The 16,615-nt window shown below is 65.7% G+C and carries 17 protein-coding genes; 2 read left to right on the forward strand and 15 right to left on the reverse strand.

Annotation, left to right across the window (positions count from 1 at the left end; genetic code table 11):
- Nucleotides 1–4 precede the first annotated feature (4 nt).
- The 3 genes from ABT375_RS06810 to ABT375_RS06820 are packed head-to-tail and all read right to left on the reverse strand — an operon-like array spanning nucleotide 5 to nucleotide 2,957.
- Nucleotides 5–937, reverse strand: a complete 933-nt coding sequence (locus ABT375_RS06810; protein ID WP_224547539.1) for a tyrosine recombinase — start codon at nucleotides 935–937, stop codon at nucleotides 5–7.
- 2 nt (nucleotides 938–939) lie between these two features.
- Nucleotides 940–2,763 (reverse strand): hypothetical protein, encoded by a 1,824-nt coding sequence (locus tag ABT375_RS06815; RefSeq protein WP_416464558.1) that lies wholly within the window; start codon nucleotides 2,761–2,763, stop codon nucleotides 940–942.
- A gap of 5 nt (nucleotides 2,764–2,768) precedes the next feature.
- Nucleotides 2,769–2,957 carry a hypothetical protein gene (locus tag ABT375_RS06820; RefSeq protein WP_416464559.1) on the reverse strand — a complete coding sequence of 63 codons (189 nt, stop codon included), beginning with the start codon at nucleotides 2,955–2,957 and terminating at the stop codon, nucleotides 2,769–2,771.
- 96 nt (nucleotides 2,958–3,053) lie between these two features.
- Here ABT375_RS06820 and ABT375_RS06825 point away from each other — a divergent pair, with 96 nt between their 5' ends.
- Nucleotides 3,054–3,602: a shikimate kinase gene (locus ABT375_RS06825; protein WP_416464560.1), complete on the forward strand. Its 549-nt coding sequence runs from the start codon at nucleotides 3,054–3,056 to the stop codon at nucleotides 3,600–3,602.
- On the forward strand, nucleotides 3,593–4,702 hold the full coding sequence (gene aroB / locus ABT375_RS06830; RefSeq protein ID WP_416464561.1) for a 3-dehydroquinate synthase: 1,110 nt from the start codon (nucleotides 3,593–3,595) through the stop codon (nucleotides 4,700–4,702). The genes ABT375_RS06825 and aroB overlap by 10 nt, the downstream gene beginning before the upstream one ends.
- 489 nt (nucleotides 4,703–5,191) lie before the next feature.
- Here aroB and rpmE read toward each other — a convergent pair whose 3' ends face one another.
- The 12 genes from rpmE to rpsB all read right to left on the reverse strand — a co-directional run bounded on the left by rpmE (nucleotide 5,192) and on the right by rpsB (nucleotide 16,559).
- Nucleotides 5,192–5,416, reverse strand: a complete 225-nt coding sequence (gene rpmE, locus ABT375_RS06835) for a 50S ribosomal protein L31 (RefSeq protein ID WP_007709952.1) — start codon at nucleotides 5,414–5,416, stop codon at nucleotides 5,192–5,194.
- A 132-nt stretch (nucleotides 5,417–5,548) separates the two neighbouring features.
- Nucleotides 5,549–6,025 carry a 3-hydroxyacyl-ACP dehydratase FabZ gene (gene fabZ / locus ABT375_RS06840; RefSeq protein WP_066603792.1) on the reverse strand — a complete coding sequence of 159 codons (477 nt, stop codon included), beginning with the start codon at nucleotides 6,023–6,025 and terminating at the stop codon, nucleotides 5,549–5,551.
- A gap of 5 nt (nucleotides 6,026–6,030) precedes the next feature.
- Nucleotides 6,031–6,690: an OmpH family outer membrane protein gene (locus tag ABT375_RS06845; protein ID WP_224547551.1), complete on the reverse strand. Its 660-nt coding sequence runs from the start codon at nucleotides 6,688–6,690 to the stop codon at nucleotides 6,031–6,033.
- Entirely contained in the window at nucleotides 6,690–9,341 is a 2,652-nt protein-coding gene (bamA, locus tag ABT375_RS06850; protein WP_416464562.1) for an outer membrane protein assembly factor BamA, read from the reverse strand. Before bamA ends, ABT375_RS06845 begins: the two co-directional genes overlap by 1 nt.
- Nucleotides 9,342–9,429: 88 nt before the next feature.
- Complete coding sequence (gene rseP / locus ABT375_RS06855) at nucleotides 9,430–10,563, reverse strand: RIP metalloprotease RseP (protein ID WP_416464563.1); 1,134 nt, start codon at nucleotides 10,561–10,563, stop codon at nucleotides 9,430–9,432.
- Nucleotides 10,560–11,717, reverse strand: coding sequence for a 1-deoxy-D-xylulose-5-phosphate reductoisomerase (locus ABT375_RS06860; protein ID WP_416464564.1), 1,158 nt, complete (start codon nucleotides 11,715–11,717; stop codon nucleotides 10,560–10,562). The genes rseP and ABT375_RS06860 overlap by 4 nt, the downstream gene beginning before the upstream one ends.
- Nucleotides 11,714–12,493 (reverse strand): phosphatidate cytidylyltransferase, encoded by a 780-nt coding sequence (locus ABT375_RS06865; RefSeq protein WP_261936558.1) that lies wholly within the window; start codon nucleotides 12,491–12,493, stop codon nucleotides 11,714–11,716. The genes ABT375_RS06860 and ABT375_RS06865 overlap by 4 nt, the downstream gene beginning before the upstream one ends.
- A 6-nt stretch (nucleotides 12,494–12,499) precedes the next feature.
- The gene (gene uppS, locus ABT375_RS06870) at nucleotides 12,500–13,240 is read right to left on the reverse strand and encodes a polyprenyl diphosphate synthase (protein ID WP_261936557.1); all 741 of its coding nucleotides are present in this window, start codon (nucleotides 13,238–13,240) and stop codon (nucleotides 12,500–12,502) included.
- Between the two features lie 43 nt (nucleotides 13,241–13,283).
- Entirely contained in the window at nucleotides 13,284–13,841 is a 558-nt protein-coding gene (gene frr, locus ABT375_RS06875) for a ribosome recycling factor (protein WP_224547561.1), read from the reverse strand.
- A 2-nt stretch (nucleotides 13,842–13,843) separates the two neighbouring features.
- Complete coding sequence (gene pyrH, locus ABT375_RS06880; protein WP_224547564.1) at nucleotides 13,844–14,569, reverse strand: UMP kinase; 726 nt, start codon at nucleotides 14,567–14,569, stop codon at nucleotides 13,844–13,846.
- A 208-nt stretch (nucleotides 14,570–14,777) separates the two neighbouring features.
- Entirely contained in the window at nucleotides 14,778–15,704 is a 927-nt protein-coding gene (gene tsf, locus ABT375_RS06885; RefSeq protein WP_416464565.1) for a translation elongation factor Ts, read from the reverse strand.
- Nucleotides 15,705–15,800: 96 nt separating this feature from the next.
- A complete protein-coding gene (gene rpsB / locus ABT375_RS06890) occupies nucleotides 15,801–16,559 on the reverse strand; it encodes a 30S ribosomal protein S2 (protein WP_120250538.1) in 759 nt (252 codons plus the stop codon).
- Nucleotides 16,560–16,615 lie beyond the last annotated feature (56 nt).

The raw sequence follows: 16,615 nt of genomic DNA on the forward strand, positions 1-16,615 counted from the left end.
TGCGTTAAGGCGCTGGCGCGTCGCCGTCAACGCGCGGATGCGCGATCCTGGGCGTCATGCCCGCCAGCGGGTGGCGGCTGTTGACCAGTTCGACCAGCCGCCGGCTGTCGACATGGGTGTAGATTTGCGTGGTGCCGATATCGGCATGGCCCAGCATCATCTGCAACGCGCGCAGATCGGCTCCGCCTTCCAGCAAATGGGTGGCGAACGCATGGCGCAGCACATGCGGGCTGACCCGTTCCGGTGCGATGCCGCTGGCCGCCGCCAGCGCCTTGACCAACTGATAGAGGCGAATGCGGCTCAAATGGCTCTTGCCCGACGGGAACAGCCACGCGCTATCTGCCGGCACATGCGGGAGCCAGGCGGTGACGGCGGCCCGCGCCCGGTCGGAAATCGGCACCAGCCGCTCGCGCGCGCCCTTGCCCTTCAGGATCAGGAAGGGCCGATCTGCCGCCAGCGCCCGGCGCGGCAGCGACATCAATTCCGTCGCGCGCAGCCCCGACCCGTAGAGCAGTTCGATCAAGGCCGCGAGCCGCAGGTCCGCCGGCGCGGGATGCTCGATGTCCAGTCGCTCGGCGATATGCGCGAAGAAGCGATCTACCTCCGCCACCGACAATATCTTGGGCAGCGCCCGGCGCGTCGTCGGCCGCGGCAGCGCGGCGGACGGATTGTCGGCGCGCAGCCCCTCTTCCTCCAGAAAGGCGTAGAAAGCCCGCAGCGCCGACACTTTGCGCGCCACAGACGATGCGGCGAGATCGGCCCAGGCCGCCGCCAGCGTCCCCAATCCATCCTTGCCCGCGCCTGCCAGCCCGCCCAGCAGGTCGCCCGCGCCCGTCAAATCGGCGCGATAGGCGAGCAAAGTATTGCGCGACGCGCCCCGCTCCGCCGCCATCATCTCCAGAAAGCGGTCGATCAGGATGGCGTCATCCTGTCCCATATTCAGGTGCGACTGATCGCCTCGGCCGCGATCATCCGCGCTTCCGGGTCCAGCCCGACGCGGTGCAACGCAGCCACGACATGATAGAGATGCCCGGCCGGCAAGCGGCTCCAGTCATTGCCCTGCATACCGACCGCCGCCAGCAACGCCACGGTGCCCTTCTCGCCCCGCTGCGCCGCCGCGCCGATCGCGCGCGCCCAGCGGCTGTTCGCGCCCAATGCGAAGCCATTATCCTGCGCCAGCGACGCGGCATCATCGGCCGACAAGCGCGACAGACCGGCCAACGCCGCGATCAGCATCCGTCCCTTCTCGGCCCCGACGTCGCCGACATAGCTCGACACCCGGCCGCTGTTGATATCCACCACCGGACTCGGCGCGCCGACCGCCAGCAAAGCCCAGAATTGCGACGTGCCCGCGCCGTCCAGTTGCCCGATCGCCCGCGCCCAGCGCGCGGCGTTGCGGTCGTATCCGGCCGCGAGCATCGCCGCGACCAGATTGGCCGCATCCTGCGCATCGGCCTGGGCCACCGGCAGCGCCGCGGCGGCCCGCGCCGTCGCGATCAGGCCCAGATAATCAGGCTTCGCGCTATCCTGCCACCATGTCCGCATCGCGCCGATCCGGTCGCCCACGGTCGATCCGGCATAAGCGGTGCGCAGCGAATCGATCCGGTCGGCGGCATCCGCGGGCGCATCGCCGTCAGTGCCCATCTGGCCATAGAAGCCGACCAGCGCCGCGCTCGACAGCACGCCCAGCCGCGCCGCGATATCCACGCCCGGCCGCCGCTTGACCGCGCTCAACGCCGGCGCGCGCGCTTCCCATGCGCGGACATGCGACCCGACCGTGCCATATAATGCGTCGGGTATCTCGACGTTCAGCGCCGTCGCCAACCCGAATCGCCACGCCGTAAGCCGATCCACGCCGTCCCATTCGATCTTGACCGAACGGCGCGCGTTGAACCCTGTGCCGACCACCTTTTCGGCGAGCCGATAATCGATGCCGCGCACCACGCCCTTGCGCTGCGCCTGGTTGAGCGCGCCGCTCGACGTCCCCTGGTCGCCCGACAGCGCCGGGCAGATCGCCCGCGTCATGTCCCAGCCCGGCTCCTTGCTGAACCGCAGCGCGCCCGCTGACAGCGGGCACAGCCCCGCCGGATCGGCCGTCGCCAGATAGGTCTGCATCGCGATCGCATAGAGGCGCGGCGAATAGCGGTCGGGATCGACGCTCTGCACCATCAGCCTGGCATTGTCCGCCTCGCCCATGCGCAGCAGCAGCCAGGCGCGCTCGGCCGTCCAGTCCGCCCCGTCGATGTCGCGCGGCGTATCGACCGCGCTGAGCAATGTCCGGCGCAGCAGGATGGAGGCCCAGCGCGACACGATCGGCGCGTGCGTCTCCTTCATCAGCGCAGCCAGATATTTGCCCGATTCGCCGCCGAAGGCGTCCGGCTCGAACCCGCGCGTCTGCGGCGTCAGGGGGCCAATGCGATCCAGCGACCGTCGCGCCGTGTCGGGCAGGTCATATTTCGCCTTCTGCGCTGCCAGCTCTTCGGGCGTCAGTTCGGCCTCGGCGGCGTTCTGCGTCGCCTGCGCCAGCGACAGGTCGGGCGGCGTCGCGGGGTTGAGCGGCTGCACCATGGGCGCCGCAGGCGCGCCTGACACCGTAGGCGCACCGGGCGTGGGCCGCACCGGCGGCGGCGCGGGCGCTTCGGGCGCATCGCCGAAACCGGGCGGCAGCAGCGATTCGGGCGCCTGCTGCGCGACGACAGGCAGAGTCAGGGCCAGCGCGAAGCTGCCCACCGCCCATTTCATATTAGCGCGCGGCCAGCGCATCCGCCTTACTGGCCCAGCTTCTCGGCGGGGATGACCTTCTCGACCCGCTGCTGCGGCTGTTCGCCCCCGCGCGACCAGAAAAAGGCCAACAGGGCGATGACCAGCGCGGCCAGGGCGATGGGGATGATCGGCAGGCTGGAGCCGCGACGACGCGAACCGCCCTCGAAACTGCTGAAGTTGCGATTATTCTTCATAGGTCCTTGGCTATAGCTGGCCGGGCGTTGAAGGCCGGGCGACAAAGAAAGATGCGATTTGCCTCTGTGACGGCTGGCTGTATAGCCCCGCAAGCCATGCAGCGAAACAGCAAAATCCCGCAGAGCCAGGCCCGGCGCGGTCCCATCGTCCTGGTGGGCATGATGGGCGTAGGCAAATCCACGGTCGGCCGCCGCCTTGCCGCGCGTCTGGGCCTCAGCTTCGTCGATGCGGACGAAGAAATCGAGAAGGCCGCCGGCATGTCCGTGGCGGAGATTTTCGAACGTTATGGCGAATCCTATTTCCGCGACGGCGAACGCCGCGTCATCGCCCGGCTGATGGACGGCGCGCCCAAGGTGATCGCCACCGGCGGCGGCGCCTTCATGCAGGATGACACCCGCCGCCTGATCCTGGAGGCCGCCACCGCCATCTGGCTGGACGCCGATATCGACATATTGGTCGACCGCGTGGCCCGCCGCGAAAGCCGCCCGCTGCTCAAGAATCGCGACCCGCGCGTCGTGCTGACGGAGCTGGCAGCGGTGCGCAATCCCGTCTACGCGCTCGCGCCCATTCATGTGAAGAGCATCGCCGCCCCGCATGAAGTCGCCGTCGAACGCATTATGGAGCAATTGACCGCATGGCATTAGTCCGCGTCGCGCTGGGTGCGCGCAGCTATGATATCGTGATCGAACAGGGCGCGCTCGACCGTGCCGGCGAGCTGCTCGCGACCTATGCGCGCAAGGGCCGGCTGGTCATCGTCACCGACGCCAATGTCGCGGCCGCGCAACTGCCGCGCCTCGACGCCAGCCTGCGCGCCGCAAACATCGCGGTCGAACCGATCATTTTGCCGCCGGGCGAACAGACCAAGAGCTGGCGCCATCTGGAACAACTGCTCGACGCGCTGCTGGCCCTGGAGATCGAACGCGGCGACCATATCGTGGCGCTGGGCGGCGGCGTCATCGGCGACCTGGTCGGCTTCGCCGCCTCGATCCTCAAGCGCGGCTGCCACTTCATCCAGGTGCCCACCACCCTGCTGGCCCAGGTCGATTCGTCGGTCGGCGGCAAAACGGCGATCAATGCCAAGGCCGGCAAGAATCTGATCGGCGCCTTCTACCAGCCCGCCCTCGTCCTGATCGATCCCTCGACGCTCGACAGCCTGCCACCCCGCGAAACCCGCGCCGGCTATGCCGAAGTCGTCAAATATGGCCTGATCGACGACCCCGATTTCTTCGACTGGTGCCACGCCAACGCCCAGGCGCTGCTGGCTGGCGACCCGGACGCCCGCACCATCGCCATCACCCGCAGCGTGCAGGCCAAGGCCGCGATCGTCGCCGATGACGAGCGCGAAACCTCGGGCCGTCGCGCTCTGCTGAACCTCGGCCACACATTCGGCCATGCGCTGGAGGCCGATACCGGCTTTTCCGATACCTTGCTCCATGGCGAGGGCGTCGCGGCCGGCATGGCGTTCGCTTTCCGCTATTCCGCGCGCCTGGGCCTCTGTTCGCAGGCCGATGCCGACCGCGTCACCGCGCATCTCAGGGCCGTCGGCCTTCCCCACGACCTCGCCACCGCCCATGTGCGGGCGGGCGGCGCTGAACTGGTCGGCCACATGCTGCACGACAAGAAAATGGCGGCCGGCACCCTCCCCTTCCTCCTCGCCCGCGGCATCGGCCAGACCTTCCTGTCGAAGGACGTGGTGCTGGACGACGTGGCGGCGTTTTTGGACGAGGATCGCGCGACGGCCTGAGTTTGCGTGCGGAACCGGGTAGGAAGCGGACGGTCAGCTTCCAGGTCGGAAGCCCGAAAAAATGCCGTCATGCCAGCGAAGGCTGGCATCTCAGGCATGGATACGCTGCGTAAACGGATAGCGCTATACGGCCACCATCCCTCTACCGCCGCCTGAGACCCCAGCCTTCGCTGGGCCGACGACTATGGGGCACGCTGCAATGGCCATCATGGGTTCCCTTCTGGTCGATAGCAGACCAACGCCCCAAAGATTTCAGCCAAGGCCCCGCCAGCAACATCGCTGACATTTCCCTGCATCATTCGACGCCCAGAAGCGTCCTCGTCAGCGGCACCCTACACAGATCCCCCTTCTGTCGCCGCTGATCCTCCCCTGAACCTCGGCCTCCAGCTTTTAGCTGGAGGCCTTTTTTGTCCGCCCGCCGCTCCCGATCCGCGCGGACACAAAAAAGGGCGCCCACAGGCGCCCTTTCGTTCGACCTTGAAAGGCCGATTACTTCTTCAGCGTCAGGCCGCCGAAACGCTTGTTGAAGCGCGCCACCTGGCCGCCGGTGTCGAGCTGGCGATTACCGCCGGTCCAGGCCGGATGCGACTTGGGATCGATGTCGAGCGCCATGGTGTCGCCTTCCTTGCCCCAGGTGGAGCGCGTCTGGAAGGTGGTGCCGTCGGTCATCTGGACGGTGATCAGATGGTAATCGGGATGGGTATCGGCCTTCATGGCATATGCTCCGTAATGTGCCGGTTCCGACCGGCTGTGGATGCGTGTAAAATAGCGAAGGCGCGCCGTTAGCGGGTTCGGCGCGCCTTGGCAAGAATAAAGCCCCGGCGCGAACCGGGGCGCTGGGCATAATCAATCCTTGGGGGGATCGCTGATCATCGCAACGAAATTGGCTTCCGCCGCCAGCTTGCCCTCGATCATCGCCTTGCCGCTGAACTTGCAGATGGCGCCACGGTTCTGCGTCACTTCCACATGCAGGTCGAGCAGGCAGCCCGGCTCTACCGGCGTGCGGAACTTGGCGCCGTCGATGCTCATGAAATAGACGAGCTTGCCCGAATCGGCCAGGTTCATCGATTCCACCGCCAGCACGCCCGCCGCCTGCGCCATCGCTTCCACGATCAGCACGCCGGGCATGATCGGCCGGGTGGGGAAATGGCCCTGGAAAAAGGGCTCGTTTACCGACACCGCCTTGATCGCGTGGATCGACTGGCTGGGCACCAGCGTCACCACACGATCGATCAGCAGCATCGGGTAACGATGCGGCAGCGCGGCCATGACCCGACGGACATCCATCGGGCCACGCGCGGTCGTTTCAACCTCTCCCGTCATTCCTATCAGCGCGACTTGGGCGCCTGCGCCGGGGTCGCCGGGGCGGGCGCGGCGGCTGCCGGCTGACCCTGACGGCCACCGGGCTGCCAGCCGGCCGGCGGGGTGATCGATGCGCTGGGGACCAGCGCGTTCAGCTCGGTGATGACCGCCGGGGTGATGTCCGCGCCAGCGCCGAAGCTTTCGGTCGCCGCCTTCTTGAACACGATTTCCGACTTGGTCTTCGCCGTCGCGGCCTTCAGCGCGTCGTCCAGCTTGGCGACGATCTGTTCCTCGACATAGGCGCGCGCCAGGCCGATCGGCTGGCCCATGCGCTGCAATTCGGCCTGGCCGTTCTGCTGCGCCTGCTGATATTGCTGATACTGGGTCTCGATCGCCGGGGTCGGCTTGTTGCCGGCGGCCTTCAAAGCAGCCTGCAGCGCGTCGCCCTTGGTCTTGAGATCGGTTTCGATCGCGGTGCGGCGCACGTTCAGCGCGTCGATCTGCGGCTTGTAGGTGGTCTGCATCTGGCTGATCGCCGTAGTGAAGGCCGCGCTCTTGGCGACGGCTTCCTCCAGGTCGACCACGGCCAGACCCTGCTTGGTCTGGGCGACGGCCGGAACGGCAGTCAGCGCAATGGCGGTCATGGGCGCGAAAACGAGCGCCGCGGCCTTGAAAATCGTCTTCATCAGAATTGAGTCCCTACGTTGAAGGTAATGAGCTTGTTGTCGTCCCCTGGTTCTTTCAACAGGGCCTTGGCGATGTCGATCCGGAACGGGCCGAAGGGCGAGTTCCAGTTGACGCCAAAGCCCACCGACAGACGCGGCTTGAGCGTGTCGCCGAGATATTCTTCTTCAAATGCGCCACCGCTGTAGACGGCGGTCGATCCAGCCGGCGGCGTGCTGCAATTGCCCACCGAAGGCGCGCGCACCGATGTCGAGGTCGTACCTGTGGTCACCGTGCAATAACCGGCGAAATCGATGGTTCCCGGATTCTTCAACCCGGCGACGGCGCCGACGTCCATGAAGACGGACGGCCGCAGCCCCATTTCGCGCGCGCCGGAGCCCAACGGAATTTCGACTTCCGCACGAGCGAGATAGTAGATTTTGCCACCCAGCGCATCGTCCGAGACATTGTTGTTGCCGTCGCTGCGGACATAGGTGGTCGTGCCGTCCACGGTCTGCGCCTGCAGATAATAGCGCTTCACCCGCGGGCCCACGCCGCGAATGTCGAAACCGCGGAACTGCGGTTCGCCCAGGAAGAAGCGGTCGGTCAGGCGGATCTTGTCCACTTCCTGGCCGGTTGCATCCCGCCGCGTTCCTTCCAGACTGTGGATATAGCCGCCCTCGCCGCTCAGCGAGAAGATGAAGCCGCCGCCGAGCGGCACATATTTGGACGCGGAGAGGCGGGTGCGGACATATTTCACGTCGCCACCCAGACCGGCGAAATCCTGGCTCAGCGTGATATTCTGGCCGCGGGTCGCGCGGATGCGGTTATCGCGGGTGTCGTAGATCAGCGAATAGCCGATGGACGAGGTCGTGCGCTTACCGATCGCGTCGCACAGATAGCGCCCCGCCAGCAGCGGGTCGCACTGTCCATCCGTATAATAGGTGGCCTTGTCGAGCGTCACATCGTCGAAATTGAGGCTGTAGCGCAGCGCCAGCGACATATATTCGGTGATCGGCACGCCCGCCCGGATCTGGAAGCCGGTGGTCGTCTGTTCGTAGGTGGTGTCACGATCATTGTTGGACAGATAGCGGAAGCTGTTGAGGTCACGACGATAGATGTCGCCGCCCAGCGCGATATTCTTGTCCATGAAATAGGGTTCGGTGAACCCGACCTCGACCGACTTGCTATAGGCCGAATAATTGACCGAGGTGCGCAGTTCCTGGCCCTTGCCGCGGAAGTTGCGCTGGGTGATCGACGCCGACACGATGAAGCGTTCCAGCGACGAGAAACCCGCCGACAGCGACAATTCGCCGGTCGATTTTTCCTGCACATTGGTTTCCAGGATGATGCGGTCGGGCGCGGAACCGGGCTTCTGCTCGACGTCCAGCTTCTCCTGGAAGAAGCCAAGCGAATTGATCCGGTCCTTCGACCGCTTCACCAGGAAGCTGTTGAAGGCGTCGCCTTCGGCCAAACGGAACTCGCGGCGCACGACCTTGTCCTGCGTCAGCGTATTGCCGTTGATGTCGACCCGCTCGACATAGACGCGCGGGGCGTTGGCGATGCGGAAGTTGATCCCCATCGTCAGCGATTCCTTCTCGCGGTTGAAATCGGGCGACACGTCCGCAAAGGCATAGCCGAACAGGCCGGCCGTCTCGCTCAGCGTATCGACCGTATCCTCGACCTGCTTGGCGTTGTACCAGTCACCCTTCTTCATCGGCAGGCGCTTGGTCAGCAGGTCGCCCGACAGGTCGCGAATGTCGGATTCGACCTTCACGTCGCCGAATTTGTAGCGGTCGCCTTCTTCCACCACATAGGTGATGATGAAGTCCTGCTTGTCCGGCGTCAGTTCCGCCACGGCGGAAATCACGCGGAAATCGGCATAGCCTTCGGTCAGGTAGAATTGGCGCAGCTTCTGCTGGTCATAAGCCAGGCGATCGGGATCATAGCTGGTGCCCGACGAAAACAGGCGGAACCAGCGCGACTGCTTGGTCACCATCTGGCTGCGCAGTTCGCCGTCCTTGAACTTGTCGTTGCCGATAATGTTGATCTGGCGGACCTTGGACTTGGGCCCTTCCGAAATCTCGAACACGATGTCGACGCGATTCTGGTCCAGTTGGACCATTTTCGGCTCGATCGTCGCAGCGAAGCGGCCCTGCCGGCGATACAGCTCGACGATGCGGGCGACGTCGGCACGCACCTTGGACCGGGTGTAAATCTGGCGCGGGGCCAGTTTGATTTCCGGCCGGATCTTGTCTTCCTTGAGGCGCTTATTACCTTCCAGGACGATACGGTTGATGACCGGGTTTTCCTTCACCTCGACGGTGAGATTGCCATTGTCGTTGCGGATCTGGACGTCGGCGAACAGCTCCGTCTCGTACAGGTCGCGCAGGCCCTGATCCAGGCTTTCCTGGCTGTAGGGCTGGCCGATGCGAAGCTTGGTGTAGGACAGGACCGTGTCCGGCTCCAGCCGCTGCGTGCCGGTGACGGTGATCGCGCGGATCGTGCCCTGCGGCGCGGCCACGACCGGGGCCAGGGTGGATGCCGGCGCCGCCAGCGGGGCGGCGGGCGCGGACGCCTGCTGCGCCATCGCGGGGACTGCGGGCAGTCCTGCGATCATGGTCGTCGCCAACAGGGCGGCCACGACCGGGCGCTGCCTCAAGCTGCTCTTCATCGCTGTCACCCGCTTCACCTCAAAATTCCGATACAATGTTTCCGCCGACACAGACGACGCCAAACCGGGCTTCCCTGCCCGATGCGCGTCAACCGATCAAGCCGGACAGGCTCTTCCAAAGCCCGAAAGACGACAAATCGTTGAAAGTCACCAGCAGCATCATCGCCATCAGCACCGCCAGACCGGACCGATAGGCCCATTCCTGCGCCTGCGCGCTGACCGGGCGCCGCTGCACCGCCTCGATCCCGTAAAAGAGCAGATGCCCGCCATCCAGCATGGGAATTGGCAAGAGGTTGATGAACCCCAAGTTAATCGAGATGAGCGCGGCGAAGAAGATGAAGCTTTCGATGCCCAGCGTCGCCGCTTGCCCGGAAACCTGCGCGATCTTCAATGGCCCGCCCAGTTCCTTAACCGAACGGCCGCCAGTGAAGATCTGGCCCATCGTCTCGACCATCGTGCGCACGATCTGTCCGGTGCGCTCGACCGCGACGACGGGCGCGCGCAGCAGACTTACCGGCTCGATCACCGGATCGCCGGGCGCCAGACCCAAACGGCCGATCTGAAACTTGTTGCCGAAACCGTCATCCTCTGTGACGCTGCCGATCTTGCCGTCGCGCGCGAAGGTCTTGCCGTCGCGCTCGATCACCATCGCCACCGGCTCGCCGGGGCGAATCTGCGCATAGAGGCGGATATCGTCGAAGGTCGCCATCTCGCGCCCGCCCAGCGACACGATCCGGTCGCCGGCCTTCAGGCCCGCCGCCGCCGCCGCGCTGCCCGGCTGGACGACGCCCGCCACCGCCGGCGTGCGGCTTTCCCCATGGACGAAGGCGAAGGTCGCCAGAATGAGGATTGCGAACAGGAAATTGATCGCCGGCCCGGCCGCGACGATCGCCGCCCGCTGCCACAGCGGCTTGGCGGGGAAGCTTTCCGCCCGGTCCTTGGCCGACATTTCCAGCCAGGCCGGATCGGTCATGCTCGCCGCGTTCATGTCGACCTTGAAGCGGACATAGCCGCCCAATGGCAACGCCGCGACGCGCCAGCGGGTGCCGCGCTTGTCGACCCAGGCGAACAGCTCCGGCCCGAAGCCGATCGAGAACGCCTCCGCCCTCACCCCGCACCAGCGCCCGACCAGATAATGGCCCAGCTCGTGAACGAAGACGAGCGGTCCGATGACCGCCACGAAGGCCAGCACGGTCAACAGGAAACCGGGATTGTGGATCAAGCCGTCAATCTTTCCATCACTAGGCCCGCTTCTTCACGCGCCTGTCCGTCCGCCGCCAGCACATCGTCGATCGCAGAGGGGCTGGCCGCGCTATAACGGTTCAACACATCCTCTACAATCATGGCGATATCAAGGAAGCCGATCCGCCCCGCCAGGAAAGCGGCGACCGCCACCTCATTGGCGGCGTTCAATATGGCCGGCGTCGCCCCGCCCACCTCTGCCGCCGCCCGCGCCAAGCGCAATGCCGGAAAGCGTTCCATATCAGGCGCTTCGAAATCGAGCCTGCCAATGCGCGCCAGGTCCAGCGGCTGACACGGCGTCGCGATCCGCTGCGGCCACGCCAGCGCGTGGGCGATCGGAATGCGCATGTCGGGCGATCCAAGCTGCGCCAGCGTCGACCGGTCGCGATATTCGACCATCGAGTAAATCACCGATTGCGGGTGGACGAGAATCTCGATCCGGTCGAGGCCGACGGGAAAAAGATGCGCCGCCTCGATCAGTTCCAGCCCTTTGTTCATCATCGTCGCGCTGTCGACGCTGATCTTGGCGCCCATCGACCAGTTGGGATGCGCCACCGCCTGCGCCGGGGTGATATCGGCCATCTCCGCCCGGCTGCGGGTACGGAACGGCCCGCCGCTCGCGGTCAGGGTGATCCTTGCCACATCGTCCAAACTGCTGCCGGCAAGGCACTGGAAAATAGCATTATGCTCGCTGTCGACCGGCAGCAAGGTGGCCCCGGACGCCGCCGCGGCCTCCATCATCAGCCCGCCCGCGGACACCAGCGATTCCTTGTTCGCCAGCGCCACCGTCCGCCCGGCCTTCAGCGCCGCCATGGTAGGCCGCAGCCCGGCGCAGCCCACGATCGCCGCCATGGTCCAGTCCGCGTCCGCCTGCGCCGCCTCGACCAGCGCTGCCTCGCCCGCCGCCGCTTCTATGCCGGACCCGGCCAGCGCATCCTTCAAAGCGCCGTAAAGCCGCTCTTGCCCGATCACCGCCATCTGCGCGCCCGTCTCGCGCGCCAAGGCCGCCAAACTGTCCACATCGCTGTTCGCGGTCAGCGCCACGACCGCATAGGCATCCGGCTCCCGCCGGATCAGGTCCAGCGTCGACAGACCGACCGACCCGGTCGCGCCAAAGATCGAAACCCGCTTCATCCGCCCTGCCCCAGCAGGATATAGAGCAAGGCCGCCAGCGGCGCAGCGGTCGCCACCCCGTCCAGCCGGTCCATCACCCCGCCATGGCCGGGCAGCAGCGTGCCGCTATCCTTCACCCCCGCCCGGCGCTTCATATGGCTTTCCAGCAAGTCGCCCAACTGCGCCGCCACCGCCAGCACGCCGCTCGCCGCCGCCAGCTGGATCGGCAGATCGGCAAAGCGATGCAGCAGGAAGCCCAGCACCAGCGCGGCCAGCACGCCCCCTGCCAGCCCCGCCCAGGTCTTGGACGGGCTGACCCGCGGCGCCAGCTTCGGCCCGCCGATCGACCGGCCGGCGAAATAGGCGCCGATATCGGTCGCCCACACCAGCCCCAACGTCCAGAAAGCCAGCAGCAGCCCGAACGCATAGGGCACCTGCCCGCGCAGGAACAGCAAAGCCACGATCGGCAGACAGATATAGACGATGCCCAGCGCCAGCTTCAGGCTGCGACTGGTGAACAGCACGAAGAAGAAGGCGGCCGCCCCGGCGATCAGCACCGGCCAGTCGATTCCCGCCGCGAGCGGGCATAACAGCGCCAGCGGGATCGATACGGCGAACATCGCGGCCTTTCGCTGCTCCTGGGTCGCCCCGGTCAGGTTGCCCCATTCGCCCTGCATCAGCACGCCCGCCACCACCAGCAGCGTCCAGAAGATGAGGCCGCCCGCCAGCAGCGCGCCCAGCGCCACCGCGATCAGCGCGACGCCCACGATACTGCGGGTCCGCAATTCGCTACTCATGTCAGATCACAATCCGCCGAACCGGCGGTCCCTCAATCGGAAAGCGTCCAGCGCCGCGGCCAATGCCCGGCCGTCGAAATCGGGCCACAGCATGTCGGTGAAATACAGCTCGGCATAGGCCGCCTGCCACAGCATGAAATTGCTCAACCGCTGTTCGCCCGACGTGCGCACTAACAGGTCCAGCGGCGGCAGGTCGGCGGTGTAGAGCGCGCGATCGATATCCGCCGCACCGATGTCGTGCGGTGCGATGTCGCCACGGGCTGCCCGCGCCGCCAGCGCCTGCACCGCCTGCACCATCTCGTCCTGCGCGCCATAATTGAGCGCGATCGCGATGATCGGCCCGCCATTGCCCGCCGTGCGCACCATCGCCCCCTCGATCAGGTCGACCAGCGACGGCTCCAGCGCGCGATAATTGCCGATCACCCGCAATCGCACGCCATTGGCGTGCATTTCATCGATGTCGGACTGGATGAAATGTCGCAGCAGCCCCATCAGGTCCGCGACTTCGCTCGCCGGCCGCTTCCAGTTTTCGGACGAAAAGGCGTAGAGCGTCAGGCATTCCAGCCCCAGTTCCTGCGCCGCCCGCGCCACCCGGCGCACCGCCTCCACGCCCGCCCGATGCCCCGCGACACGCGGCAGCAGCCGTTTCTTGGCCCAGCGGCCATTGCCGTCCATGATAATCGCGACATGACGCGCGCCATGGGCAGGCGCGACGCTGGTCAGATCGGGCTTGGCTTGTGTGGCCATCAGGAAGACATGCGTGCTTTGGCCGCGAAAGGAAAGCCCCGGCTTACTGGCCGAGGATTTCCTTTTCCTTCGACGTCGCCAGCGCGTCGATATCCGCGATGACGCCGTCGGTCAGTTTCTGGACCTCGGTCTCCTTGCGCTTGCGCTCGTCCTCGCTGATTTCGCCCTTCTTCTCGTCCGCCTTCAGGCTATCCATGCCGTCGCGGCGGACATTGCGCACCGCGATGCGCGCGCCTTCGGCATATTTGCTGGCGAGCTTGGCCAGTTCCTTGCGCCGTTCCTCGGTCAGGTCGGGGATCGGCAGGCGCAGCGTCTGCCCGTCAACGATGGGGTTGAGGCCCAGACCCGCCGAGCGAATCGCCTTGTCGCACGGGCCGACATTCATCTTGTCCCATACCTGCACCGACAACATGCGCGGTTCCGGCGCGGACACGGTCGCGACCTGGTTCAGCGGCATGTTCGCGCCATAGACGGTGACCATCACCGGATCGAGCAACTGGACGTTGGCGCGCCCGGTGCGCAGGCCGGTCAGGTCGCCGCGCAGCGCTTCGATCGCGCCGGCCATGCGGCGTTCAAGGTCGGACTTGTCATATTGGGCCATGATTAGCTCTCCTGATTCTGGACGATCGTCGCGACACCCTGCCCGGCCAGCACGGTGGCCAGATTACCGGTTTCGCGGATGTTGAACACGACGATGGGAATGTTGTTTTCGCGGCACAGGGCGATGGCGCTGGCGTCCATCACCTTGAGATTATCGTTCAGCACCTGGTCGAAACTGATGCTGTCGTAACGGACCGCATCGGCGACCTTCTTGGGATCGGCGTTGTAGACGCCATCGACACTGGTCCCCTTGAACAGCGCATCGCAGTTCATCTCGGCCGCGCGCAGCGCTGCGGTGGTGTCGGTGGTGAAATAGGGGCTGCCGGTGCCGGCGGCGAAGATGACGATCCGGCCCTTCTCCATATGCCGCTCGGCCTTGCGCCTGATATAGGGCTCGCACACCGACGCCATCGGGATCGCCGATTGGACGCGGGTGTCGTATCCCAGCTTCTCCAGCCCGTTCTGCACCGCCAGCGCGTTCATGACGGTGGCCAGCATCCCCATATAGTCGGCGCTCGCCCGGTCGAACCCCGCCGCAGCCCCAGCCAGGCCGCGGAAGATGTTGCCGCCGCCCACGACGACGCAGATCTCGAAACCGGCATCCTTGGCCGCAGCGATTTCGCCGGCGACACGGGCCACGGTTTCGGGCTCGATACCGAACTGCCCCTGCCCCATCAGCACTTCGCCGGACAATTTCAACAGGATACGCTTGTAGGCAGGCCGGGTCATGCGGGGCAAGAATCCTTGATCATTGGCAGGGAAAGCGGCCGGACATTAGGGGCGCAAAGCCGCGATGTGAAGGGCGATTGTTGCCGGAATGCCGCTTGCCCGATAGAGAATATGTGCAGAATGGATGTCGCACGTGCGCGGCGCAAGCAAAAGGGGAGCGGCCCTGCGGCCACTCCCCTTCCGTCATTCGATAATGCTTGGCTTGTGATCAGACGCCGGCGGCGGCCGCGACTTCCGCCGCGAAGTCGCTGACTTCCTTCTCGATGCCTTCGCCCAGCTGGAAGCGGACATAGCTCTTCAGCGTGATCGACTTGCCGGCATCCTTCGCCGCCTTGGCGACGACGTCGGCGACCGGGGTCTTGTTGTCCATCACGAACAGCTGCGACAGCAGGGCCTGTTCCTTGGCGAACTTGGCGACCGCACCGTCGACCATCTTGGCGACGATCTCGGCGGGCTTGCCCAATTCGGCGGCCTTTTCGGCGGCGATGGCGCGTTCACGCTCCAGCAGCGCCGGGTCGATGTCGGCGGCCGACAGGGCCAGCGGGAAAGCGGCCGCGATGTGCATGGCCAACTGCTTGCCCAGCGGCTCCAGCACGTCGGCGGGCGCGTCGCCTTCCAGCGCGACCAGCACGCCGATCTTGCCCAGGCCCGGCGCCGCGGCGTTGTGGACGTAAGGCACGACGACGCCCTGCGACACTTCGACCTGTGCGACGCGGCGGACATTCTGGTTCTCGCCGATGGTGGCGATGTTGGCGACCAGCTTTTCAGCAACGGTGCCGCCCGACGGATAGGCCGCTGCGGTCAGCGTGTCGGCATCGGCCGCGCCATTGTCCAGCGCGATCGCCGAAACGGTGCGGACGAAGTCCTGGAACTGATCGTTCTTGGCCACGAAGTCGGTTTCGCTGTTCACTTCGACGGCGACGCCCTTGGTGCCGGCGACGGCGACGCCGACCAGGCCTTCGGCGGCGGTGCGGCTCGACTTCTTCTGCGCGGCGGCCAGGCCCTTGGCGCGCAGCCAGTCGGTTGCCGCTTCGATGTCGCCACCGGCTTCGGTGAGCGCCTTCTTGCAATCCATCATGCCCGCGCCCGAACGGTCGCGCAGTTCCTTGACGGCGGCAGCGGTAATCTCGGCCATGTTTCGGCTCCTAATAGGGATGTTTCAAAATATGCAGGAGGGCGCGTCTCCGAAGAGCGCGCCCTAGCCTGTCATTCTTGCAGTCGTGCGACGCTCTTAGGCTTCGGCAACGATCTCTTCGGCGGCCGGCTCGTCCAGCGCGCCCAGATCGACGCCCGACGCCTGCTGCGCACCACGGTTGCCCTTGGTGGCGGCGGCGGCGATCGCATCGCAGTAGAGGCGGATGGCGCGGCTGGCGTCATCGTTGGCCGGAACCGGGAAAGCGATGCCGTCGGGCGACACGTTCGAATCGAGGATCGCAACGACCGGAATACCCAGCGTGTTGGCTTCCTTGATCGCCAGCTCTTCCTTGTTCGCGTCGATCACGAACATGACATCGGGGATGCCGTTCATGTCGCGAATACCGCCGAGCGACAATTCCAGCTTCTCGCGTTCGCGGGTCATCTGGAGCACTTCCTTCTTGGTGAAGCCGTGGGTGTCACCCGACAGCTTCTCTTCGAGGGTCTTCAGGCGCTTGATCGAACCCGAAATGGTCTTCCAGTTGGTGAGCATGCCGCCCAGCCAGCGATGGTTGACGAAATGCTGGCCCGACTTGCGGGCGGCGTCCGCGATGGGGTCCTGCGCCTGGCGCTTGGTGCCGACGAACAGCACCTTGCCGCCGGCGGCGACGGTGCCCGACACGAAGTCGAGCGCGCGGCCGAACAGGGGCACGGTCTGCGACAGGTCAAGGATGTGGATGCCGTTGCGCTCGCCGAAGATGTACGGCTTCATGCGCGGGTTCCAACGGTGGGTCTGGTGGCCGAAATGGGCGCCAGCCTCGATCAATTGGTGCATGGTGACGACAGGTGCCGCCATAATAGTGTCTCCTTCCGGTTTGACCTCTGGGAATCAGGAACGCGAAAAACAGCCTC

Origin of the sequence: Sphingomonas sp. VDB2 (genome assembly GCF_047946695.1) — a bacterium.
Taxonomy (GTDB): Bacteria; Pseudomonadota; Alphaproteobacteria; order Sphingomonadales; family Sphingomonadaceae; genus Sphingobium; species Sphingobium bisphenolicum.